This window comes from Flavobacteriaceae bacterium (assembly GCA_003443635.1).
In the GTDB taxonomy this organism is placed as follows: domain Bacteria; phylum Bacteroidota; class Bacteroidia; order Flavobacteriales; family Flavobacteriaceae; genus AU392.
Genome location: CP031964.1, coordinates 1,304,103 through 1,330,211 on the forward strand (window position 1 = coordinate 1,304,103; position 26,109 = coordinate 1,330,211).

A 26,109-nucleotide genomic window follows, 5' to 3' on the forward strand; every position below is an offset into this window, starting at 1 on the left:
ACTAAGCTATTAAGTAAAACTATACCCAACAATATCATGAAAATTATTAATCAAATAATTACTCAAAAACTGAAAGTACTTATCACTATAAGTTTAATATTTAGTTCTTTTAATATTTTTTCACAATCAACTCCAATTTTTCCAAATCCGGCAGGAGTGCCTGAATTAATATCTGGCACTGACCTTCAAGTTGGAGCAAGATACCTTTATAGAGATGTTCAGATTAATGTTAATGGTACAGGAAGTAATGCAGATGCTTTATTAACAATTATTGATATTAATAATATAACTGTTAATAATGTTGATTCAACATTAGGAGTTGAGAATCGTTTTGAACCTTCTACAACAACAACCGCAGCAGGTGGTTTTGTTGAATGGGAATTAATATTTGTTCAATCAGGTACTGCAACAGCTATTAGTGATGGAACTTCTATTCCTTTAGATTCTTTTACATTAGAAGCTATAGATGTAGATGGAGATGAGTTTTTTGAAGTAGTAGTTCCAGATAGTTATACTTTAGAGACTACTCCAGCTTCTGAATTAGTAGTTTCTACCAATGGAAACTTTACACGTTTTCAAAGTGATGCAGATTTTGCAGCAGGTATTGATGTAGCAAATACTGAATTTGTAGTGGCTGTTACTTATACTAATGTAAGTACTGTAAGATTTAAAAATGGAAGATCAATAAGTGGAGGATTAAGACAGAATTCAGTAAGCTTTTTAGGAGAAGTTAATTTCGCTAATCCTAATACTGTAACTGTAAATAATGCACCAATAGTGATTAATAATATCGGAAATACAGTTTTAGAAAATTCAACAGGCAATTCTGCCATTAATGTATTAATTGGATCTTCAGATATCGAAGGAAATATAGATTCAGCAACTGTAGCATTAATAGATCCAAATGATCCCACTAATGTAGGTGTAGTTGGAACGCCATTAATAATTGTGGGGGTTGGAACTTATACTATTGATAATTTAGGGAACGTAATTTTTACGCCAGCTACTAGTTATATTGGAAATGCGAATGTTAATTTTAGAGTAGAAGATGCATTAGGAGCAACTTCTAATACAGCTGTTTTAGAAATTACAGTTTTAGGAGATGCAGATGCTGATGGTATTGATGATGTTACAGATTTAGATGATGATAATGATGGCATAACTGATTTAGTTGAAAGCGGAGGAAATGATCCCGATGGAGATGAAGATAATGATGGTATTCCTAATTATAGAGATAATAGTGATGATGGAAATGGTGGTCTGGGAGGAACAACAGATTATACAGATACAAATAATGATGGTATTCCAGATGTTTATGACCTTGATGGAGATGGAGTTCCAAATCATTTAGATTTAGATAGCGATAATGATGGCATTTACGATGTTGTAGAAATAGGTAATGATATCTTAGATGGAAATGATGATGGTCAAATAGATGGAGTAGTTGGAGCTAACGGTATTCCAGATGCAGCAGAAGATAGTGGTATAGATGGTAATGGTGTAAGTGGAAATCCGATAGATACTGATGGAGATGCAATACCAAACCATTTAGATGTAGATTCAGATAATGATAATTGTCCAGATGCTAACGAAGCTTATAATATTGCAAATGCAGATACAAATGGAGATGGTACATTTGGCGGAGTTATTGGAGCTGGACAAGTAAACCCAAATGGAACTGTTAATGTAACTGGAATAGATTATACGATAGGAACAAATGTTAATGTAGTAACAGCAGTACAAGTGACTATAGATGTAGCTCCCGTTAATCAAGTTGTTATTGCAGGAAATAATGTAACATTTAGTGTTGTAGCAAGTGCGATAAGTACAACAACATTTAGTGGAGGTGTTCCAAATTTTAATATTCCACCAGCATCTGATGTATCTACGAGTATAACATATCAATGGCAAGTAGACTCAGGCTCTGGTTTTACAGATATACCAGGAGAAACGAACCCTACATTAGTTCTTACTGCAGTTCCGTCAACAGATAATGGAAATGTATATAGAGTTATTGTAAATCACCCAGATAATATTTGTGTTAATGAACAACCAAGCGCTATTTTAACAGTAGAATCGCCAGCTTTAGATGCACAAAAAACAGCAGCTATTACAGACGATGGAGATGGTATATTAGGCGCAAATGATATAATTACTTACACAATCACTGTAGAGAATACAGGTAATGTAGTATTAAACAATATAATTTTATCAGATTTCTTTCAAAGATTGGGAGGAGGATTATTAGCTTTAGATTCTGGACCAACATTTGTGAGTGCTGATCAAGGAAGTGCTGAAGGAGATTTATTAATTGGAGAAATAGCAAATTATACGGCAACTTATACAATAACACAAGCTGATGTAAATGCAGGAGGAGTTATTAATAGAGTAACAGCAATGGGAGATACTCCAGCCGGAGTTATGGTAAATGATACTGCTGATGATGGAGATGATGCAGATGGAGATACAGATGATGATCCAACAGTAACAATAATTCCTCCAGTTCCAGAATTAACTTTAACAAAAACAGGAGTTATAGGTGGAACAGGAATTTTGGGAGACGTAATTACTTATACATTTAGTGTAGAGAATACAGGAAATGTAACGATTAATAATGTTATAATAGATGATCCGTTAACGGGCTCTGTAGGGTTGGTAATAACACCGAGTACGCTAGCTCCAGGAGAAACAGGTACAGCAACAGCGACTTATACAATAATACAAGCAAATATAGATGCAGGTTTTGTAGAGAATAGTGCAACAGTAACTGGTCAAGATGGTGCAGGAATTGATGTAACAGATATTTCTGATGCAGGAGATGAAACAGTAGAAACACCAGATGGTAATGGAGGCACAGATGGAGATACAACTAATGATCCAACGGTAATCATACTACAACAAAATCCAGAATTAACTTTAACAAAAACAGGAGTTTTGTTAGGAGGAGTAATTGTAGGAGATGAGATAGAGTATACGTTTAGTGTAGAAAACACTGGAGATGTAACTATCGATAATATAATAATAGATGATCCATTAACAGGTTCTGTAGGGTTGCCAGTAGCACCAAGTACATTAGCTCCAGGAGAAACAGGCACAGTAACTGCTCGTTATACAATAACACAAGCAAATATAGATGCAAGTTTTGTAGAGAATAGTGCTACAGTAACTGGGCAAGATCCTGATGGGATAGATGTAACAGATATATCTGATGCAGGAGATGAAGCAGTAGAAACACCAGATGGAAATGGAGGTACAGATGGAGATACAACCAATGATCCAACGGTTATTTTATTGTCAGCCCCAGAATTAACCTTGACAAAAACAGGAGTTTTATTAGGAGGTGTAATTGCAGGAGACGAAATAGAATATACATTTAATGTAGAGAATACAGGAAATGTAACGATTAATAATGTAACAATAGACGATCCACTAACAGGTTCTGTAGGATTGCTAGTAACACCTAGTACATTAGCTCCAGGAGAAACAGGTACAGTAACTGCTCGTTATACAATAACACAAGCAGATATAAATGCAGGTTTTGTAGAGAATAGTGCAACAGTAACTGGTCAAGATGATGCAGGAATTGATGTAACAGATGTATCTGATGCAGGAGATGAAGCAGTAGAAACACCAGATGGAAATGGAGGTACAGATGGAGATACAACCAATGATCCAACGGTTATTTTACTACCTTCAAATCCAGGGTTAACTTTAACTAAAACAGCGCAAATAAGTAGATCTGGAGCAATAGGAGATGATATTATTTACACATTTACAGTACAGAATACAGGAAATATAGCTATAAATAATATTACTGTTGAAGATGTACTAACAGGATCAGTAGGTGTAAATACATTAGTGATAAATCCTAGTACATTAGCTCCAGGAGAAATAGGAACAGCAACAGCTACATATATAATAACACAAGCAGATTTAGATCGAGGTTTTATTGAGAATAGTGCAACAGTTACTGGTCAAGATCCTGATGGAATTAATGTAACAGATATATCTGATGCAGGAGATGAAACAATAGAAACACCAGATGGTAATGATAATACAAATGGAGATCCGACTGATGATCCAACTGTAGTAATTTTAAATCAAAATTCTGATCTCACTCTAACAAAAACGGGTGTGGTTACTGGAGCAGGGTTAGTTGGTGATGAAATAACATATACATTTAGGGTAGAAAACACAGGAAATCAAACTATTACAAATGTAACAATAGACGATGTATTAACAGGATCTACAGGTGTAAATGTTATTGTTTTGAATCCAAGTACTTTATTTCCTAATGATGTTGGAATAGCTACAGCTACATATATAATAACACAAACAGATATAGATGCAGGATTTGTGCAAAATAGTGCAACGGTAACTGGTCAGAATCCAGCAGGTAATGATATAACAGATGTGTCTGATGCTGGTGATGAAAACATTGAAACTCCAGATGGAAATGGTAATACTAATAGTGACCCAACTGATGATCCAACAGTAATTAGAGTGCCTCTTACTGCAAGTATTGAAGCAGAAAAAACTGCTGTAGTTACTGATAATGGAAATGGAGAACTAGGAGCAGGAGATTTAATTACTTATACAATAACAATAACTAATACAGGTGATCTAACTTTAAATAATGTGGCACTAATAGATACATTATTAGATGTTGATGGAAATACATTGAATTTAGATTCAGGCCCAAGTTTTGTAAATGCAGATTTAGGAAGTTTAGAAGGCAATTTGTTAGCAGGAGAAGTTGCAACTTATACAGCAACTTACACAATTACTCAAAGTGATGTTCAAGCTGGCGGAGTTACAAATAGTGTACTAGTTAGTGGTGATGAACCATTTACAAATGTTACAGTGAATGATGTAAGTGATGACGGAGATGATACAGATGGTAACACAGATGATGATACTACAGATGTTTTAATTACTGCAAATCCAGAATTAACTTTAACAAAAACAGCAAATGTTGCAGGCACAGGTACTGTAGGTGATGTGATTACCTATACATTTAGTGTTTTAAATTCAGGAAATGTTACGATAACTAATATTACAATTGATGATGCATTAACAAACTCAACAGCATTGATAATTACTCCAAATTCACTAGAACCTGGAGAAGTAGGAGTTGCTACTGCTACTTATACAATTACTCAATTAGATGTAGATCAAAGATTTGTAGAAAATAGTGCGATAGTAAATGGAGAAGATTTAGAGGCGAATACTATTTCAGATATATCTGATGCAGGAAATGAAACGGTAGAAACCCCTGATAGTAACGGAAATACAAATGGAGACCCAACTGACGACCCGACAGTAACAATACTAACACCTCAATCTAGTGGCATAGTAGTTTTTGATGGAATTTCTCCAAATGGAGATGGTGTAAACGATGTATTTAGAGTAGAAGGCTTACAAAATTTCCCTAATAATAATGTAAAAATCTTTAATAGATGGGGAGTTGAAGTATTTAGTCAAGGTAGATACCATTTAGGTCCATTTTTTAGTGGAAGATCAGATGGAAGAGCTACAATTAGAACAAATGAAGAATTACCTGCAGGAGTGTATTACTATGTAGTAACTTATGAAATAGATGGTAGAACAGAAAGTCAGGCAGGGCCATTATATATAACACGATAAATACAATTAAAAATATTTTTAGAAAAGAAATCCCCTTTGAATTAAAATTATAAAAAAATGAAAAAATCTTCAATTATAATACTGTTCTTACTGACACTTGTGTCGGTATCTTATGCGCAACAAGATGCTCAGTATACTCAATATATTTATAATACATCAACTATAAATCCAGCTTATGCAGGGTCTAGAGGAGCATTGAGTTTAAATAGTTTATATAGAACCCAGTGGGTTGGTTTAGAAGGCGCACCTCGTACATTTACACTTGCAGGTCATACTCCATTACGAAATGAAAAATTAGGATTAGGAGTGTCTATTGTAAGAGATGATATTTTTATTGTAGATGAAACTTTTGTTGATATTGATTTCTCATATACTATTAATACATCAGCCCATGCAAAATTAGCCTTTGGACTTAAAGGAGGAGTGAGATTACTGAATATTGATTTTAGTAGATTAAATCCAGAAAGTAGTTTTGATAATAATTTTGCCAATGGAAGTAATGTTGATAATCAATTTTCACCTAATATCGGCGTAGGAGTATACTATAGTACAGATAAGTTTTATGTAGGGTATTCGGCGCCATCATTACTTCAAACAGAATACTTTGATGAATCATCTAATACAAACAGATCATTTTTAGCTAAAGATAGAGTAAATCATTATTTAATTGCAGGTTATGTGTTTGATATCCATAGATATATAAAATTTAAGCCAGCAACATTATTTAAAGCTGTAAGCGGAGCTCCACTACAAGCTGATTTTTCTGCTAACTTTTTATATAACGAAAAATTTACCGCTGGTGTAGCTTATAGGTGGGGAGCATCAGTAAGTGCTTTAGCAGGGTTTCAAGTTTCTGACGAACTTATGATTGGTTATGCTTATGATAGAACAGTTACTACATTAAATAATTTTAATAGTGGATCGCATGAAATCTTTTTACGATTTGAATTTAAATCACGTAAGAGTGGTGTTGTTTCACCGAGATTCTTTTAAAAATACTAACTATTACCCCATTTAATTATGAAAGCCATAAAAAATACATTCCTATTAAGCCTACTTATACTGGTATCTGTATTTACAGATGCACAGAATAGTAAAGCAATAGAAAAAGGAAATACACTGTTTAAGAAGTATGCTTATGATGAAGCAATCAAAGTTTATCTTGAAGCACTTGATAATGATGAAAGATCAACAGACTTATTTGCTAATCTGGCAGATTCATATTATGAAAATGCAGATATGCAAAATGCTGTAAAATGGTATGATACATTATTTATGCAAGACAGATCTTTAATAAAAGGAGAATATTATTTTAGATACTCTCAAGCCCTAAAAGCTAAAGGAGAGTATGATAAAGCAGATTTATGGCTAGAGCGTCTAGCAGAGCTAAATTCAGACGATTCTAGAGCAGCTTCTCTTAAATATGATATTGACTATTTGAAAAAAATAGAAAAACAATCGGGACGCTATGAAACAAATCTAGCATCAATTAATACACCATATTCAGATTTCGCAGCTAATTATGGAGACAAAAATATTTTATTTTCATCAGCAAGAGATAAAGGAGTTCATGTTAAAAGAAGTCATACTTGGACAGGATTACCTTTTTTAGAATTATTTTCTGCTCAAGTAGATGAAAATGGAAATCTGATTGATGCAAAAAAACTAAAAGGAGATTTTAATAGTAAATACAACGAATCTACAGCTATCGTAACTAGAGATGGAAATACAATGTATTTTACTCGTAATAGTTATGATGAAGGGTATCAAAAAGATAGAACAGGAATTATTAGACTAAAGTTGTATAAGTCTACAAAAGTAGATAGCACCTGGGGTAACATTATAGAATTACCATTTAACAATACGGAATATTCTGTAGCTCATCCTTCATTATCTTCAGATGAGAAGAAATTGTATTTTGCTTCAGATATGCCTGGAGGAGTTGGATTAAGTGATATATATGTTGTTGATATTAATGATGATGGCACATATGGTGCTCCCAAAAACTTGGGCAATAAAATTAATACAGAAGGAAGAGATACGTTTCCGTTTATAAGTAAAAAAGGTGATTTATACTTTTCATCAGATGGTCACTTAGGCCTAGGAGGTTTAGATGTATTTGTAATGCTAAACCCTGAAAACCCTGAATATCCAGCCAGTGCGACAGATAAGATTTTTAACGTAGGAAGACCAATTAATGGAGAGAAAGACGACTTTGCTTTTGTAATAAACAATGATACAGATTTAGGCTATTTTACATCTAATAGAGATGGAGGTGTTGGAAGTGATGATATTTATACTTTAAAAGAATTAGAGTCATTACGATTTGAATGTACTACAGAAGTAACAGGAAAAGTTGTTAATGAAAAAACAGGTAAAGCCGTTTCAAATGCAACGATAGTTGTTTCAAATACAACAAATTCTAATACAGTTTTTAACCTAACTTCTGACGCTAATGGAGATTTTACTTTTGAAATAGACTGTTTAAAAGAAAACACATATAAAATAACTGTCGAAAAAGAAAGATTTATCGGTAATGAAGACACATTTACAGTTAATCCAAAATCAGGATCAACATTACCAGTAAACTTAAAATTAACACCAATCTTAGGAGCAGATCTTTTTAAATTATTAAACTTAGATCAAATCTATTTTGATTATAACGATGATGCAATTCGCCCTGATGCTGAGATTGAATTAACTAAAATTATCGAATTTTTAAGAGAAAACCCTAGTGTTAAAATAGATGTTAGATCTCATACAGATAGTAGAGGGTCTGAAAAATTTAACCTTAGATTATCTAAAAGAAGAAATGCATCTACAATAGAGTATATTATAAATAAAGGTGAGATTTCTTCAGATAGAATTACAGGAAATGGTTATGGAGAAACTCAATTATTAAATAAATGTGCTGATGATATTGAATGTAGCGATGAAGAGCATGATATAAATAGAAGAAGTGAGTTTATTGTAATAAAAGATTAAATAGTGGCTATTAATCAGTAAAAAAAGAGCGCCTTTAAGGCGCTCTTTTTTTATTTTATGAAATGATTATTATTATTTTATGGTTTAACGTGGTATTTTTGTTATCTATGGAAGAACAAGTAATCCTTGTAAATGAAAATAATGAGCAAATTGGTTTAATGCCAAAACTTGAAGCTCATGAAAAAGCAGTGTTGCACAGGGCATTTTCAGTATTTATTTTTAACGATAATAATGAGTTAATGTTACAGCAACGTGCATTAAGTAAATATCACTCACCTGCTCTATGGACAAATACATGTTGTAGCCATCAGCGTGATGGAGAGAGTAATATCGAAGCAGGAAAACGTAGGTTACAGGAAGAAATGGGTTTTGTAACTGAATTAAAAGAATCTATTTCATTTATTTATAAAGCACCTTTTGATAATGGTTTAACTGAGCACGAGTATGATCATGTATTAATAGGACATTATAATAATGAACCTGTTATTAATAGTGTAGAGGTTGCAGATTGGAAATGGATGCCGTTAGAAGCCGTTAAAAATGATATAGAGATATCTCCAGAAATATATACTGAATGGTTTAAAATTATATTCGATAAATTTTATGAATACATTAATATAAAATAAATGAGGGTTACAGTTAGTAGAAGAGCTCATTTTAACGCAGCTCATAGATTATATCGTAAAGACTGGAGTGATGATAAAAACGAAGCTGTATTTGATAAATGTAGTAATCCAAATTTTCATGGGCATAATTATGAACTTATAGCCAGTGTAACAGGAGAGATAGATAAAGAAACAGGATATGTTATAGATATTAAAGTTTTAAAAGATCTTATTAAATCTGAGGTTGAAGATGCTTTTGATCATAAAAACTTAAATATAGAAGTTCCTGAATTTCAAAATTTAAATCCAACTGCAGAAAATATTGTAGTTGTTATTTATGATAAGCTCAAATCTAAGTTGGCATCTCATTTAGATTTAGAAATCACACTTTACGAAACTCCTCGTAATTTTGTAAAATACTCAGGAGAATAATGTCAGAGCTACTTTACCCTATAAAATTTACACCTATTTTAAAGAATAAGATTTGGGGAGGTAGAAAGTTAAATAGTTTGCTAAATAAAGTTAGCGACTCCCCAAATGTTGGAGAAAGCTGGGAAATAAGCGATGTAAAAGGAGATATTTCAATAGTTAGTAATGGTCATTTAAGAGGACAATCTTTGAAAGATCTTTTAGGAACTTATAAAGAAAATTTAATAGGTAAAAAAAATTATAAAATATTTGGCGAAAGATTTCCACTTTTAATCAAATTTATAGACGCAAAAGAAAATTTATCTATACAATTACATCCTGATAATAAATTGGCAGCGGAACGTCATAATTCTTTCGGTAAAACTGAAATGTGGTATGTGATGCAGGCTGATACAAATTCAAATTTAATAGTAGGGTTTAATCAAAAAATAACTTCAGAAACATATTTAAGGCATTTAAAAGAAAAATCACTAACTAAGATTTTAAATTTTGATAAAGTTACTTCAGGAGATGCATATTTTATAGAAACAGGTTGTGTACATGCCATTGGGGCTGGAGTATTGTTAGCAGAAATTCAACAAACTAGCGATGTCACATATAGAATCTATGATTGGGATAGAGTGGATGATAAAGGAAATTCTAGAGAATTGCATAATGATTTAGCGATTGATGCTATTGATTTTAGCATGAAAGATAACTGTAGAGTACAATATTCAAAAACTAAAAATGAATTTAATAAAATGGTAAGCTGTAATTATTTTACAACTAATTACCTTGATTTAGATTCAAAAATTGAAAAACAAAACAATCAAGATTCGTTTTTAATTTATATGTGTGTTGCTGGAGAAGCTAAAATCCATACATCAAATGGTATGGAAACAATATGTGAAGGAGAAACAATATTATTACCAGCGGCACTTAAAACGTTTAGTTTAAGTGGAAAGAATACAAAACTTTTAGAAGTATATGTTTAAAATTACGTAGTTTTGCGCAAATTAAATTTAATAAAAAATGGGAAACATAAGAAACCTAAAAAAAGATATTAATTATGTACTTGGAGACATAATTGAAGCTGTTTATATCTGGGAGTATTCTAACACAGATAAGGATACTAAAAAAAGCGAAGCAATTATTGATGAAGCCATAGCTACATTTGATGATTTAATTGAAAAGGTTAATGATAGAACTGTGGAAAATAAGAAATCACATTTTAAAGCTATTAATCAAGAACTTGAAAATAGAGGACGTGCATTAATTGAAAAAATCAATAAACTATAATTTATAGAGTTTATATATTATAAAAAAAGCCAACTTAATAAAAAGTTGGCTTTTTTTATTTATTGATTTTGAGTTTCAAACTCTTTTCGTTCTTTAATAAATTTGTTTAATGCTTTGCCATATTTAGATCCAGAAATTGAATCAGGTAAAACATTATAAATAGTGTCTAAATATTTAATGTTAGCATCATAAATTTCAGATAATGCAATGTATGGGGCAACTTGATTATTCTTATTGTTTATAGCAAAATTTACAGCATATAAATATTTTCGTTTTAATATAGATCTGGACTTTATATTTATAGAATCAAGAGTAATAGTGTCGCCATCTCTCTCTGCTTCAAAACGCTTTTTTATTAACTCTAAATTTTGATTGTTGTATCTTGTAATTACATTATAAAACTCTTCTAGTTTCTGTTGCTGTGTAGAACCTTTAATAGTGGCATTAACAAAACGTTTAAGAGAAGTGTTTATTTCTGTAATTCCTTTATTAGCAAAAAAAGAAATGCTTTCTTGTTCTTTACTATTGTCATCTAAAACTAAATATAAAACTTCAGGTTCTTCTATATTTGTATGTAATTCAAAATTTGAATTATTACCGTTAATAGAAATAGAATCTAATTTAACTAATAAGGTGTCCTGTATTTTTTGAAGATATAAAGTTCCTTTTTTTAAACCATCAATAGATCCTTTTACAGTTACATTTGAAGTATCCTTTGTACAAGAGTATATAAGAAGTGTAAATAATAATAAACTAAAAATCCTTTTCATTTAATAAAAAATTATGCGAGCAAATATCTTATAATTATTTTTTAAATACTAACCAGCAGCAGCTATTTTCATAACTTCTGCACATATTATTGCACCATAAGTACCTACAACATATCCAAAAACAGCTAAAAGAGCGCCTACAGTTGCTAAAGATGGGTGAAATGCAGCTGCGACTACTGGTGCAGATGCGGCACCACCTACATTGGCTTGACTGCCTACTGCTAAAAAGAAGTAAGGCGCTTTTATGAGTTTCGCAATTACAATTAATAGTACTGCATGGATGGTCATCCAAACTATTCCTATGAAAATTAGTCCAGGGTTATCAAATATTTGGCCCAAATCCATTTTCATCCCTATAGTTGCTACCAATATGTAAATAAAAACACTCCCTATTTTACTAGCACCAACTCCTTCATAATTTTTAGCTTTAGTAAAGGATAGTAAAATACCAATTAAAGTGGCAATTGTGATTAACCAAAAGAAACCACTTCCAAAAGAAGATAAAGCGCTTTTAGGATTGCTTATAATATCAAAACTCTTTAAATAATTAGAAATAACATCAGATCCAAAATGAGCCACGCCAACAGTACCAAAAGCAATGGCTAAAATTATTATTAAATCGGTTAAGCTTGGATTACGAGTAATTTTTTCAGTAAAAGTTTGTACTTTGTTTTGTAAATTGTCAATAGCAGTATTATCTGCTTTTAGCCATTTATCAATCTTCTTGCGTTTGCCAATACCTAATAAAATAATTGCCATCCATATGTTAGCAACTACAATATCTACTAACACCATACCTCCATATTTCTCAGGATTAAACTCATATATTTCTAACATTGCTGCCTGATTTGCACCGCCACCAATCCAACTTCCAGCAATAGTAGATAATCCCCTCCATACAGCATCAGGCCCAACACCTCCAACTGTTTCAGGTGAAAATATTGAAATTAATAATATAGCTATTGGTCCACCAATTATAATCCCAATTGTGCCTGTAAAAAACATTACTAAAGCTCTCCACCCCAAATTAAAAATGGCTTTTAAATCTATACTAAGTGTTAAAAGCACTAGAGATGCTGGTAATAAATAACGACTGGCTATAAAATAAGTTTGCGAGATTCCGTCAGAGATAAGCCCTACAGAATTAAATATAGCAGGAATTAAATAACACATTAATAAACCTGGCACATATTTATAAAATTTAGACCAAAATCCTTCTTTTTTTGATTCTGTATAAAAAACAAAACCCAATGCTAGCATTAGGATTCCAAAAACAATTGCATCGTTTGTAATAATAGGCTGATTTTCCATAATTAATTTAAATATTTAACCAATACGTGAGCTTTAAATTTAGTGATCTAAATCTAGGTGCAAAAATATCTCCAGTAAAATAATTATCGTTATAAACAATAAACAGATCAGACAAAGGTGCAAAACGCCATTGTAAGCGTGTGTTTACGCTAAAATTGTCACGTTGATTACTATATTGAATAAAGGTGGCCCAAAACAAATTTTTAGTAAATGTAAAATCTAACCTTGGACCAATTAATATAATTGAAGCATTTGGAAAAGGATCTGGTAAATTAATCTCATCAAAATTTATTTGAGCAGATCCTGAAAAATAAGGTTGAATACGCCAAGTTAAATCAGCTCGAACTGAAAATCGTGTGCCATTAAAAAATTCGCCATAAGAGGGGCTTATATTATAAGAAAAAGCTTGGCGTCTGTCTGAACGATAACTAATTTCAAAATTGGAGTATGTGTACCCTTCGTTTCCAGGTAATGGTATAGCACCCGGTGTTCCAGTAGGGTCAAAGTCATCAAATAAAAATGTAAACCGATTAGATAACGTAAATTCAATTTCAGAATTATTTTGATAAGTCGTTTGCCAACGAGTCATAATATTATAATCGGAGTTTTGAAAATCCAATTCGGGTCGCCATATAAACTGTGGCGTTACTGATAAACGATGCCGTTGTGCTTTACCAGATTTAGGCCAGAAAGATCTCTGTATTTGTGGATCTATACGTAAAATATCTCTTCGTCTAATAAAACCTAATTCAGATCTAAAATTATCACCCACATAAAGACCACTTAACCTAATATTATAATATCTATTATTATATTCTGTGGATATTCCAGAAGAGAAATCATTAGTACTTACATTTGGGGAAAACGATTTATGAAAAAAATATTTACCGACCCATGTATTATCTGCAGAGGCTAAATTATAATCCAATCCGATAAGACGATTAAAACGATCTTCTTCAGCAATGAAACTATCATCTTTCGTTGGTTGTTTATTTATAAATATAAAACTGACATTTGAACGACTAAATACTTTTTGTTGTAAAGCAATTACGGCATTATTTGTTGTAGGAATTTCGTTAGTTCGATCTTCGGCAGTCTGAACATTTAAAACACCAATACGAAGATTGTTGGTTAGCTTTCCACTTAATCGCGCTCCTGCAATAATATCATTTTCTATATTATTACCATTAATATCGTTAGCAATTCCAATACGTCTGGAAAAAAAAGGATTTGCATCTCTATTATCTCCAAAATCTCCAAATAAATCACTATTCTCAATAAAAAATTGCCTTCGTTCTGGAAGAGATACTTCAAAACGTGTGAGATTAGTAACTTGTTGGTCTACTTCTACTTGTGAAAAGTCAGGATTTACTGTGAGATCTAAGTTTAAACTATTACCAACTGTAAACTTCGCGTCTCCACCAATTTTAAAGTCGGAAGAAGATATATCTGTTTCAAAATCTTTCCCAACATTTCCACTCACAAAAGGGATTAAAGAAATGGGAGATTTAGATTTTCCTAAAGGACGCTCAAAAATCATATCTCCCATAAATGCTAAACTGAATATAGATTGATTTTGAGGAATATTAATCCAAGTATTTTGTTCGTTTGATTGAGTGTCGAAATGATAACTGTTAAAACGCCACTTGGTTTCACCTTCTTTATATTTAAAAGCAGAAAGCGGGATTCGCAATTCGGAGATGTAATACCCATCATAAATTTTAGTGTCACCAATCCATTTAGTATCCCAAGCGGTATTAAATCCTCCACCTCTTCCGCCCCCACCAGAAATTAAAGCTTCTCGGCGAACACCATATGGATTGGTGCCAAAAAAGAATGCATTAGTACCATCGTTAAATGTATCAAAAAGCAAATTAATATTATCATTGCCTCGAGCTCTAAAATCACGCCTTAGAGAAGGAATAATATAATCTTTACCAGCCGCATTCACTTTTATTCCTACATATAAGTAACGATCATCAAAAAGCATACGGATCTCTACTTGTTGTTGTGCTTGTAAAGAGTCTGTTGGAAAATACTGCCAAAAATTTGTAGCAGGCTCAGTTTGAGACCAGACTTTTTCATTTAAATCTGCATCTATGGTAATAGATTGTGTAATATATTTTACTTGAACTGTTTTATTTTTTGATTGAGAAAAACTAAAACAAACTGTAAATAATATTATTAGTGATAAAAAGTGTTTCAATGACGTGTTGGTTATTGCCATTAAAAGTAAAGCGAATAATCTATAAGTTATTAAATAATACTAAATTTTAGGATTTTTTTTAGAATCTTTAGGAGCTCTATTCTCTTTTTTTAAGTATTGCATTAGCATCCACTCAATCTGACCATTAGTGCTACGAAATTCATCTGCAGCCCATTTTTCGATGGCTTTGAGCATCTCTTCATTTATTCGCAAAGCGAAAGCTTTCTTTTTTGCCATTTTATTGTTTTATAAATGCCTCAATAATAGTAATTAATTCTTCTGATAATGGAAAATCTGGAGATGTATAAGATTTTAAATTATCTTCTTCTTTAGTAATTGTTTTTAATACGTGATTCATATCTTTTATCATTACTAATTTAGATTTTGGATTTGCATTATGTAAATTATAAGCATCTTTTTCTTTAACCTGGAGATCTTTAGTCCCATTTAAAATTAAAATAGGGAGTGTTAATTTTTTTATTTCCTCTTGAGGGTCTAATTTAAAATAACTACTTAAAAATTGATGGTTTTGTGCTGCAAATAATGATATAAGTGCTGGATTTACCTCTTTTATAGTTCCTGTTAATTTTAACTCGTCTATATGAGCTTTAGCAATCTTTCCAAAACTTGAATCTTGAGCCGTAATTTGCCTCACAATAGTTTTGTCTGCAGATTCTCCTAACCCAGCTAAAGAAATATACTTATCAATAACATTATTTATAGCCATCATGGCAACTAAAGAACCTTGACTATGGCCAATTAATGTAATATTATTAAATCGTTTGTCATTTTTAAAGTTATTGATGATTGTACTCACATCGCTAACTAAATCTGAAAACTCATAAGATTTAAGAAGATATTTTACATTGTCTTGTGTAACGTTTCTTTTGTCATATCTAAAAAATGCAAAACCTTTACTATTTAATATGGAAGAAAGTTGTTTTATATAACTGCCTTTAACTCCTAGTTGGGGTTGATTCCCATTTCTATTTGGATTTCCAGACCCTGGAACAAAAATAATTAAAGATTGTTTTTCAAGGTCTTCATTATAAGTTAATGTACCTGGAAGTTTAATACTATCATTCGTTATAAGAATATCTTCTGACGTAATGGTATTTTGTGCAAATGAAAAACTAATTGTCAGAAATAGTAGTGTAAAAATATTGTGTTTCATAACTTATTAATTTTACGTTGATATATTATTAGAATAATAGGAAGTATAATACTTACTCCTATAACAATAGGAAGGAACCAAGACCCTAACGATTCTACCTTTCCTTTTGAAAATTGAATTTCTGAATACACTAAATAAGTAAATAATGAAGCACTTAAAAAATTAGTAATCCGTAAAACTTTTGTGCTAAACCTATAATTATTAAGAGCATTATCTTCAGTAATATTTACCATATAATTATGAATGTGAGGAAATTTATTTAAAATAAACAAACCTATATAAATTATTGTCGAAATTATAGGTAATAACCATAGTGTTAGTTTATTTGAAAAACCATCTGCTTTTCCATTAGCATTAAAATGTGATGCGATAATCTCTGGTAAACTTTGATATTCTAAAATAAGATAAATCCACATTAATAGAAGTAGTGTAATAGAAAGTAATTCTATTAGAATATCTATAGATTGAAAAGGAACATTTATTTTAGGTCTATTAGCATTCATTACCTGTTTTTATCTCGTTCAAGTATAATTAAGTTTTGTGCTTGATTCATATATTTAAATATCCAACCTTCTCTTGCATGAATATTAAGCAATTCTTCAAGATTCTGAACTCTATTTCTAAAACCTAGCTTAGGTGTTATAGTTTTATATTCTTTCATTGATTATTATTTTTTTGTTGATTTAAAAAAGATAGAAATAAGCATTCCAATTCCACTACCTAAAGAAGTTCCTAATGCAATACCTAGACCAATATTATCAAAAACCACTCCCAAAATCACTCCAAAACTTGAACCTAACGCAGTTCCAATTGCTATTCAAACTCCTAACCCCATGCTTTTATCTTTTTTCATATTATTGATTTAAAGTACCAGTATTTAAAACTGGTGAAGCATCTTTATCCCCACAAAGAATTACCATAAGGTTACTTACCATTGCTGCTTTACGCTCTTCATCTAAATCAACAATTTCTTTTTTACCAAGCTCTTCTAAAGCCATTTCTACCATACTTACTGCACCTTCAACAATTTTATGTCGTGCAGCAACAATAGCAGTAGCCTGTTGACGTTTTAACATAGCATTTGCGATTTCCTGAGCATAAGCTAAATAACCTATACGAGCTTCCAGAACTTCAATACCTGCTATAGAAAGGCGTTCGTCAATTTCTTTTTCTAATGCTTCACTTACCTCATTTACACTAGAGCGAAGCGTAATATCTTCTGCATGACCTTCATCAGCAAAATTATCGTAAGGATACATGCTTGCTAATTTTCGTACTGCTGCATCTGTTTGTACACGAACAAAGTTTTCGTAGTTATCTACATCAAAAGCAGCTTTGTAAGTATCTTGTACTCGCCAAACTAATATGGTGCTAATCATTATAGGGTTACCAAGTTTATCATTTACTTTTAAGCGTTCGCTATCAAAATTACTTGCCCTTAACGAAATCTTCTTTTTGCTATAGAATGGATTTACCCAATAAAACCCATTTTTATTAATAGTGCCTACATATTTTCCAAATAACAAGAGAACTCTAGAATTGTTTGGTTGTACCATTACAAAACCTGGAGCTATTAAAATTGGAATAGGCAGAAATAAAACAAATTCAGGATTCTTTGTGAAAATAGCAGCTGCAATAGTTCCAAAAAATAATACAAGGAACACAAATAGCATTAAGTAACCGTTTGCTGGAATAATAATCTTCTCTTCTTTCATAAGTTTAAATTTATAATGATATTAAATTGATATCATAAAGATATATAAAAATAAATGATATTACAAAATTTTACATTAAATATTTTTTTGGCATAGTACTTGTATATTATATATTATAATTTTCATACTTATTTTTCTTAAATAAGATAGAGATTATATTTTTGGTTGGTTAGTTAGTAAAAAAAGCATCTCCTTTTGGAAGATGCTTTTTTTTAGTTACTAAAAAAATTAATTTAAATTTTTAATGATATTACATAATTGCTTATTTAACGAATTTTATAATCCCTTCTATAAGTTCTGGAGAAAGAGCTCTTAGTGGTTCATTATAAGATTTTGAATTTTCTAGATTATCATTACCTTTTATGGGTACAAGAACATGATTCATATTTTCAATAATTAAAAACTCAGAATCAGGATTGGCATTTTTTAATAAATTTGCTTCCTCTATAGGGACTTGTAAATCTTTAGTTCCATTAATTATTAAAATTGGCATATTTAACTTTTTTATTTCTTCTTGCGGATTATACTGCATCCAATTTGCCATAAATAATTGAATATCTTTATTAAATATAGAAGCTAACGGAGGAGGATAATCATCAGTAGTTTTTCCTTCTTTTAAAATGGAGAATATACGCTTGCTATCTTTTGTGAAAACTGGGGCACTTGAGCTAATTTGATCTAAAATAATCATATCTATTGTATTTCCAGCACCAGCTATTGAGATATAGCCATCTGCACCTTCTTTGGCAGATAACATACCAATTAAACTACCTTGACTATGTCCAGCTATATAAATTTTGTTATACTTATTTTCGGTTTTAAAATATTTTAATACTGAAATTGCATCGGTTACAAAATCATCAAAAAGTATGTTTGGATCGACATTTCTTTTTTTAATTTGTTTAACCACACGTTTATCATATCTAAAAGTAGCAATGCCAGAATTTGATAGCCCTTGAGCCAGTTTTTTTAAAGAATTATTTTTTGCAAAGTTTTGATTTCCATTTCTATCTGTAGGTCCAGAGCCTGCAATAATAATAACAAGATTTGGTTTTTCTATAGCGTTAGGAATTAATAATGTACCATCTATGTATACGTTTATAGGTACTTCTTGAGTAGTAAAATTTAATTCTTGAGAAAATAATGTTATACTAAATAAAAATAGTAAAAACTGTATTTTAAATTTCATTTTAATTTATGTTTAATGAAAGTTATTTTTTTATACTAAATACAAATGTTATAATTTATAACGTAATATATTAACCAATTCGTCTTTAATTTATAGTTAATAATAGATTTAATTTAACTCAAAAATTGTAATACACTAATTATTTAGAAAAATAAAAATGAATATTCAATAATAATTCTTGAGTGTTTTTGAATAATATTTAAAATTTTAACACTTATTTTTTAACATTTTATTTGTAAGTGTATTCATATAATTTTATATTTAGAACTTCAAGGAGTTTATAGATAAGTATCTTAGTAATGCGTTGTCTACCCTGTAGGCAGCTAAGATACTTTAACCCCTTTTTATTTAGAAAAAGAGAGAGCCTAAACCTCTCTCTTTTTTGTAAATTCTCTAGATTTCCCTCTCTCTTTTTTTTTCAAAACTATTTAGTATAAATGAAAATACAGATGCATTTCATCGATGATTTGCTTATTTACGTCGTTAAATGTTAAAAAAAAGTGTATTTCGTCGAATAAATAATGTTTTTTAACGATACATTGAATTTATCTTTTACATTTGAAGTGTACTAAAAAAATAGTTTTTAGTTCAATGGATTAATTAATTAATATTTGCTTATGTTGTTGATCTTAGTAACCCTAAATCTTTAAACATAAAAAATAAAGCAAATTAAGAAAAGTCGAGATTGAGGGATCTCGACTTTTTATTTTATATACCTGAACGTTAAATTAATTCGTGGTTTAACCTCTTTTTTTGTTTTTGGTATTTGATGTTTCCAAAATTCTTGAGTTGTCCCTTTCATAATTAATAAGCTTCCATGTTTTAGAATGAGTTTGTGTTTTAAATTTTTATCAGTTTTATGCTTTAATTGAAATACGCGTTCTGCTCCAAAGCTTATGGATGCTATTGTCGGATTCATCCCTAATTCTTTTTCATCATCAGAATGCCAACCATTACTATCATTACCATTTCTGTAAAGGTTTAATAAGCAAGTTGTAAAATTATGTTGTGTTATTTTTTCAATTTCAGTTTTAATAATCTTCAATTCTTTGGTAAATATATGAGGCTGCATTGTAATGTTAGAATAACTGTAAGATTTATTGTTATCCCCATATAGAGCTGTTAACCTAGGTTGTTTATACGTTTTTCCAAAAATAGTGATATTATCTTGCTGCCATTTTATGGTTTCAAAAAGTGTTTTAAAATATGAATTGGAGACTTCTAAATTGAAAAAATTAGGATAATATATAAGAGAAGCGTTACGTATATCGATATTTATGGGTTCTGAAAGAGAAAATAATTCCATTTTGTAAATTTATTATAATTTAGCCAATCGCTATTAATATGAAAATGAAAGGGTTAATATTTTTTTTACTGATCTCATATCTTGGGTTTTCTCAATCTGAAAACACATTGCCAGCTGGTTTTGTTTATGTTAAAGAAGTTATTCCAACGGCAAGGGTAGAACTACGCTACGCTACTTCAGAAAATTTTGTAGGTAAACCTATAGATGGTTACCATTCTGGTAAAGGGATATTGTCTAGAGAAGCTACTAAAGCTTTAAAGAAGGTACAACAAGAATTGTTAAGCTATGGTTATTCGATAAAAATATATGATGCATATCGCCCTCAACAAGCTGTAAATCATTTTGTACGCTGGGCTTCGGATTTAAATGATACTTTAATGAAGCATAATTACTACCCTAATGTGGAAAAAGAAAACTTGTTTAAAGAAGGGTATATTGCATCACATTCTGGTCATACAAAAGGAAGTACGTTGGATCTAACGTTAATAAGAATAGATACTGAAGAAGAAGTAGATATGGGGAGTTCTTATGACTTTTTTGGAAAAGAATCATGGGTATACCACGAACATGTTACTAAGAAGCAACGTGAAAATAGATTATTACTTAAATCTGTAATGAATAAACACGGATTTAAAAGTTATTCAAAAGAATGGTGGCATTTTACTTTAATAAATGAGCCCTTTCCAGATACATATTTTGATTTTATAGTTGAAGAATAACTTAATAAGAGTTAATTTTTCCTATTATGTATTCTCTTAAAATTTGTGTTTGAAGATTTAGTTTATATTTCTGCCTAATTCATATAATAAGAAAATTAAACTCTAGAATATATAAAGATTACTCTAAATTCAATACAGATTTTGATATATGCATCGTAACAAGCATATTAGGTAAATCGACCACTTCGGCAATTTGTAAATCCCCTGCTAATGAGCATAGCGCATAAGCTTCGTCAGTAGCTAATCCGTGTTCGTTTTCTAAATAGTTAACCATATATAAGGTTGCTTTTTTAGCAGCTTCATCAAGTGTAGGAGCGAAACCTGTTGTGGCATAATACTCTTCGGTTTCGTATTGTGGTTCTTTAATAGACTTATCTTTTAGTAATTCAATTTCATAGACGATTCGTAGTGGTGTTTCAATAGCAGTGCCACAGACTTCCCCTAAGCCTTGTACTGCGTGTCCATCTCCAATTGAGAATAAACCGCCTTCAACAAATACGGGAAAATACATTACAGTACCTTCATTCATGTTAGGATCATCCATATTGCCACCATTGGCACGTGGTGGAATAGTACTTAATAATTCATTAGTATCTGGTGCCACTCCCATAACTCCTGGAAATGGATTTAACTGCAATTTGATGTCATCTTTAAAAGTTACTGAAGTTTTATCTTTCCCTAATTCGTATAGCTTTAAATATTTGACATCGATATCATCTACTAAAAATCCAAAACCTGGTAAAATAGCATTCCAACCCCAATCCCCTAATTCTATTTTATGAAGTGTCACTTTAAGTACATCACCGGGTTGTGCATCTTCAACATATACAGGTCCAGTTAGTGGATGAATAGGCTCAAAATCTAAAGAGTCTAGAGCTTCGATAGTAGAATTTAAATTAAATTGTCCATCACTAGCTTCCTCAGTAAACGCTTCAATTACTGCACCCGATTGTACTGTTAATACAGGTTCAATAGTATTACTAAATTTGTTATGCGTTTGCTCTGTAGTTAATGTGTATTGTATTTGAGGTTCTGAAGCAGCGATCTCTTCTATTTCATTTTCTATTGTAATTTCTTGTGGTTGTTCTTTACAATTGTATGCGATGATAAGTATTGCAAAGCTTAAAATTATATTGGCTTTTTTCATTTTATCGGTTGTGTTATGTGTTATAAATTGAATTTATGATTATAAGTTCTTTAAATTTCAATTGCCTACTACTTTGCTCAGACCTCATTCAACCTCCCATTCTGATTTCCAATCGCCTTGTGTTTTTAAATAGGTAATCACTTCCGCACGCGCTTTATGCACATCATCTAACACCTCTTTTTCATAGGCTTTAACTTCTGGTGTGTCTTTATATAATAAGTAATACGATTCTATTTGTTGTTGTTTCCATAGATACTTATGATTTTTCTCAAAATAGATATTTCGTAAGGTATTAGCAAAAGTTTCAGCATTGCCTTGTAAAGCAGCACATATCATCTCATGATCTTCTTTAGTATTGTAAGCAGCTGACATAATACTGCCTGGTTTAAGCGTGTCAAAGAGTGAACATAATTTTGAAGCTATGTTTTGTTTTAAGGATGTATTACCTTCTAAGTCAGCAATGACAGCATATTTTAAAAGTACTCCAATTTGATTAATATCATTTTGGTCTTCAAATGAGTTTCTACTAGGTTGGTAATCAGGATTAACTATGTCTGGAAACGTATCTTCTATAATCGTTTTTGCTTTATCGCTATTTCCAGATATTAAGTACATATAGGATAAAACGTCACTTATAGGACGATTAGATACTTCTCCAAAACGTTCTTTGAAGCCTTCTAAAAGTTGAATATTAATAGCAGCATTTCCTTTTATACTATTTATATTGACAAATAGCCCAATGGTGTTAAGACTTTCACGATAATGTGTCATGCTTATATTCAAATAGTAATCAGCAGCAGGGATCATATCTAAATCTATAAAAGCTCTAGTGAGCCCATTAAGAAGTATTCGATTTAAGCTGTCTTTTTTATAGGCATTATATATGGTTTTGAAACTCCCCACAAGATCGCCATAAGGTTTTGAGCGTAATAACTCAGCTTTATTATTATGCGCATTTGCAAATTTTGGTGAACGTTTAATAAGGTCATCTAAAACACCTAAACCTTCTTCATATTTTTCATTACCTATATGAAAATCAGCTAAATTACTACTAATGACATCACTTAAAGGATCGAGCTCATGCGCTTTCAAAATATATTGATACGCTTTTTCGCCATCGTACTCTTGATATATATGTACAATATGATTGTATATGTAGGCATTGTTGGGCTCATACTCCAATCCTTTTTGGAACGCTTTCAAGGCTTCTTCATCACTATTTGGTATAATATCTAATTGTTTGTAATAGCCTAATGCTCTGTATGCGACCCCTAAATTGTTGTTGAATTGTAATGCTTTATCTACATTTTGTTTCATATTTATTGTAGTCTCTTCTATGGATGGGCCTCCATATTCGATTAAGAAACCATAGGCAAGGGCTAGCCTAGAATACGCTAAACCAAAATCTTTGTCTAAGGCTATGGCATTTTTATAATGTTCTATAGCTTGTTGTATATCTTCAGGGCGTCTATTGGCTACTAACTGTGTCCCTTTTAAGTAGGCATTATAAGCCTCTAAGTTTTTTGTCGGAAAGCTTTTGATTTCTGTTTCTTCTTGCGGTAAAAGACGTACTTTAAGTTCGTTAAGTACGGTGCGCGATATTTCTTCTTGTATATCAAAGACATTATTGGCAGTAAGTTCTCGGTCATAGGTTTCTGACCAAAGATGAAAACCATCCTCTACCTTAATTAATTGCGCTGTAATACGAATTCGATTTCCAGACTTACGCACACTGCCTTCTAAAATATGATTTACATTTAACTCATTGCCAATTAGTGTGAGATTTTCATTTTGCCCCTTAAATTTGAATGATGAGGTGCGTCCAGCAACTTTCATATCTTCTACTTTGGCAAGTATATTTAATAGCTCTTCCGATAACCCATCTGAAAAATATTCTTGATCCCCTTGAGGCGATAAATCAGCAAACGGTAATACCGCTATTGAGGTAGAGCCAATATCAAGGTCGCTTGAAGATGTATTATTAGCAAAGTATAGGCGCTCTACAATTAAAAAAATGATGGCTAAAGACAAAACACTAATGATAATCTTGTTTAGCTTTTTACTCTTGGAAGCTTTAAATGTATTTATGGTGTCTGTAGATTCTACACTATCGGTTTTCTTTAAACCATCTGGTGTTAATTCAAATGCCCAAGCAATGATAAGTGCAATAGGAAAACCAATGCCCACTAAAATAATAACTGTTGTGTCTAACCAATCGGGTAGCGATAAGGGTTTTTCAATAGCAACAATTATTTGAATAATAAGCCATCCTGCAATTGCATAAGCAGTAGCCACTTTAAAAACATTACGCCTTTTAAGTTCTTGGAAGAGTTTATTCATTTAGTTATGTTAATTGGTTAATTAATAGTTGAATGCGATAAAGTTACATCTTTAAATAATGAATAAAAAATTATAGATAACTCAACCACCATTTATCTTTATTGTTCAATTTATATTTCATATACCATTTGCAAATAGGGTAGAGTAGTGCTACAATACCAATCCAAATAAGATAGGTTGTAAATAGAGAATAGCCATAACCTTCAAACGGATTGCTACTGCCAGCAGATTGATTAAAAATCATAATCTTCCAATCTTTCCCAGTAATTAAAAGCCCAATTATAGCACCTGTATGTATAATAAAAATATGTAAGATGTAATAAAAGAAGGGTACTCGACCAAACACCAATAAAAAATCTGTGATTTTATTTTTAATAGTTTCGATGCCGTATAAAAATAAAAATGCTGGCCCTAAAGTAATTAATAAAAAGCCTAAAGAAGGTGGATATTTAGTGACATTAAAAAAAGAAATAATAGTTTTTGTTGTTGTTTCTTGTGCTGTCCAAGGAGATAAATCTGCATAAAAATTAAAACCCCTGAAGATGAAAAATAAAACAATACTTCCAAAACCTAAATATAGTAACCACTTTTTTCTAAATGCTATTAAAGCTCCTTTCTTATAAAAATCACCAAAACAATATCCTAATAACATAACTCCAATCCAAGGTAATACAGGATAAGCAAACCATACAAAACGACTCCCTAAACTAATCCCGTTAGATTGATGTAACATATACCAGATTACTGAAATTATATCTTGTCCATTTCTGGTAATGTCATCTAAAGCATTATGGCCAAAAACTAAAAGTAATCCTAAAATTAATATTAGACGTTTAGGTAAATATATAACTAAACCTAAGATAATCATTGAAAACCCAATAGCCCAAATAACCTGAAGATTAGTGAAACTAAAACTCACATCAAACCACCATAAAAAATTATTTATAAAAATCTCAACAAAAATTAGCCATAAGCCACGTGTAATTAAAAACTTAGATAATTGTTTTTTGGGTCTTGTTTGACCATATAAAAATGCCGAAGTTCCAGCTAAAAAAACAAAAACGGGCGCACAATAATGTGTTATAAAGCGTGTGAAAAATAAAATAAGCGTAGTAGATTCTAAATTTTCTGGATAATTATTTGCAAGTGCATTAATATGAAAATAATCACGAACATGATCTAATGCCATAATAACCATAACAAGTCCTCTTAAAATATCTATAGATTGTATTCTGGATGATTTTATTAAGGCCATACCTTTATTAATTATTTAAATATAGCAATAATTA

At 31.1% G+C, this 26,109-nt stretch carries 20 protein-coding genes; 8 read left to right on the forward strand and 12 right to left on the reverse strand.

The features are described from left to right. Positions 1-36 precede the first annotated feature (36 nt). The 7 genes from D1817_05925 (at position 37) to D1817_05955 (ending at position 10,943) form a co-directional block, all read left to right on the forward strand. On the forward strand, positions 37-5,646 hold the full coding sequence (locus D1817_05925) for a DUF11 domain-containing protein (GenBank protein ID AXT19420.1): 5,610 nt from the start codon (positions 37-39) through the stop codon (positions 5,644-5,646). Positions 5,647-5,703: 57 nt separating this feature from the next. Then, positions 5,704-6,639 carry a type IX secretion system membrane protein PorP/SprF gene (locus D1817_05930; GenBank protein AXT19421.1) on the forward strand — a complete coding sequence of 312 codons (936 nt, stop codon included), beginning with the start codon at positions 5,704-5,706 and terminating at the stop codon, positions 6,637-6,639. A 27-nt stretch (positions 6,640-6,666) separates the two neighbouring features. After that, complete coding sequence (locus D1817_05935; GenBank protein AXT19422.1) at positions 6,667-8,631, forward strand: flagellar motor protein MotB; 1,965 nt, start codon at positions 6,667-6,669, stop codon at positions 8,629-8,631. A gap of 107 nt (positions 8,632-8,738) precedes the next feature. Beyond that, positions 8,739-9,257, forward strand: coding sequence for an isopentenyl-diphosphate Delta-isomerase (locus D1817_05940; GenBank protein AXT19423.1), 519 nt, complete (start codon positions 8,739-8,741; stop codon positions 9,255-9,257). Further along, entirely contained in the window at positions 9,258-9,668 is a 411-nt protein-coding gene (locus D1817_05945) for a 6-carboxytetrahydropterin synthase (protein ID AXT19424.1), read from the forward strand. It begins immediately after the preceding gene. Further along, positions 9,668-10,639 carry a mannose-6-phosphate isomerase gene (locus D1817_05950; protein ID AXT19425.1) on the forward strand — a complete coding sequence of 324 codons (972 nt, stop codon included), beginning with the start codon at positions 9,668-9,670 and terminating at the stop codon, positions 10,637-10,639. The genes D1817_05945 and D1817_05950 overlap by 1 nt, the downstream gene beginning before the upstream one ends. A 37-nt stretch (positions 10,640-10,676) precedes the next feature. After that, positions 10,677-10,943, forward strand: a complete 267-nt coding sequence (locus D1817_05955; protein AXT19426.1) for a hypothetical protein — start codon at positions 10,677-10,679, stop codon at positions 10,941-10,943. Between the two features lie 59 nt (positions 10,944-11,002). On the opposite strand, the gene D1817_05960 is transcribed toward D1817_05955, so the two are convergent. From D1817_05960 to D1817_06000, 9 genes are all read right to left on the reverse strand, one after another. Beyond that, positions 11,003-11,713 (reverse strand): DUF4369 domain-containing protein, encoded by a 711-nt coding sequence (locus D1817_05960; GenBank protein ID AXT19427.1) that lies wholly within the window; start codon positions 11,711-11,713, stop codon positions 11,003-11,005. A gap of 48 nt (positions 11,714-11,761) precedes the next feature. Next, positions 11,762-13,024 (reverse strand): DUF819 family protein, encoded by a 1,263-nt coding sequence (locus tag D1817_05965; protein AXT19428.1) that lies wholly within the window; start codon positions 13,022-13,024, stop codon positions 11,762-11,764. 7 nt (positions 13,025-13,031) lie between these two features. Beyond that, positions 13,032-15,251, reverse strand: coding sequence for a hydrolase (locus D1817_05970; protein AXT19429.1), 2,220 nt, complete (start codon positions 15,249-15,251; stop codon positions 13,032-13,034). A gap of 39 nt (positions 15,252-15,290) precedes the next feature. Further along, on the reverse strand, positions 15,291-15,467 hold the full coding sequence (locus D1817_05975) for an Arc family DNA-binding protein (GenBank protein ID AXT19430.1): 177 nt from the start codon (positions 15,465-15,467) through the stop codon (positions 15,291-15,293). Between the two features lies 1 nt (position 15,468). After that, a complete protein-coding gene (locus tag D1817_05980; GenBank protein ID AXT19431.1) occupies positions 15,469-16,404 on the reverse strand; it encodes an alpha/beta hydrolase in 936 nt (311 codons plus the stop codon). Further along, a complete protein-coding gene (locus D1817_05985) occupies positions 16,401-16,907 on the reverse strand; it encodes a DUF1648 domain-containing protein (protein AXT19432.1) in 507 nt (168 codons plus the stop codon). The genes D1817_05980 and D1817_05985 overlap by 4 nt, the downstream gene beginning before the upstream one ends. A 351-nt stretch (positions 16,908-17,258) precedes the next feature. Further along, on the reverse strand, positions 17,259-18,119 hold the full coding sequence (locus tag D1817_05990) for an SPFH domain-containing protein (GenBank protein AXT19433.1): 861 nt from the start codon (positions 18,117-18,119) through the stop codon (positions 17,259-17,261). Positions 18,120-18,381: 262 nt separating this feature from the next. Continuing rightward, the gene (locus D1817_05995; protein ID AXT19434.1) at positions 18,382-19,308 is read right to left on the reverse strand and encodes an alpha/beta hydrolase; all 927 of its coding nucleotides are present in this window, start codon (positions 19,306-19,308) and stop codon (positions 18,382-18,384) included. A gap of 703 nt (positions 19,309-20,011) precedes the next feature. Beyond that, the gene (locus D1817_06000) at positions 20,012-20,614 is read right to left on the reverse strand and encodes an alpha-ketoglutarate-dependent dioxygenase AlkB (GenBank protein ID AXT19435.1); all 603 of its coding nucleotides are present in this window, start codon (positions 20,612-20,614) and stop codon (positions 20,012-20,014) included. Between the two features lie 44 nt (positions 20,615-20,658). Here D1817_06000 and D1817_06005 point away from each other — a divergent pair, with 44 nt between their 5' ends. Then, positions 20,659-21,333, forward strand: a complete 675-nt coding sequence (locus D1817_06005; GenBank protein ID AXT21238.1) for a peptidase M15 — start codon at positions 20,659-20,661, stop codon at positions 21,331-21,333. Positions 21,334-21,451: 118 nt separating this feature from the next. Here the strand turns inward: D1817_06005 and D1817_06010 are convergent, their stop codons facing one another. From D1817_06010 to D1817_06020, 3 genes are all read right to left on the reverse strand, one after another. After that, positions 21,452-22,480 (reverse strand): acetamidase, encoded by a 1,029-nt coding sequence (locus D1817_06010; protein ID AXT19436.1) that lies wholly within the window; start codon positions 22,478-22,480, stop codon positions 21,452-21,454. An 84-nt stretch (positions 22,481-22,564) separates the two neighbouring features. Then, positions 22,565-24,820 (reverse strand): hypothetical protein, encoded by a 2,256-nt coding sequence (locus D1817_06015; protein AXT19437.1) that lies wholly within the window; start codon positions 24,818-24,820, stop codon positions 22,565-22,567. Between the two features lie 70 nt (positions 24,821-24,890). Next, on the reverse strand, positions 24,891-26,075 hold the full coding sequence (locus tag D1817_06020; protein AXT19438.1) for a DUF1624 domain-containing protein: 1,185 nt from the start codon (positions 26,073-26,075) through the stop codon (positions 24,891-24,893). Positions 26,076-26,109 lie beyond the last annotated feature (34 nt).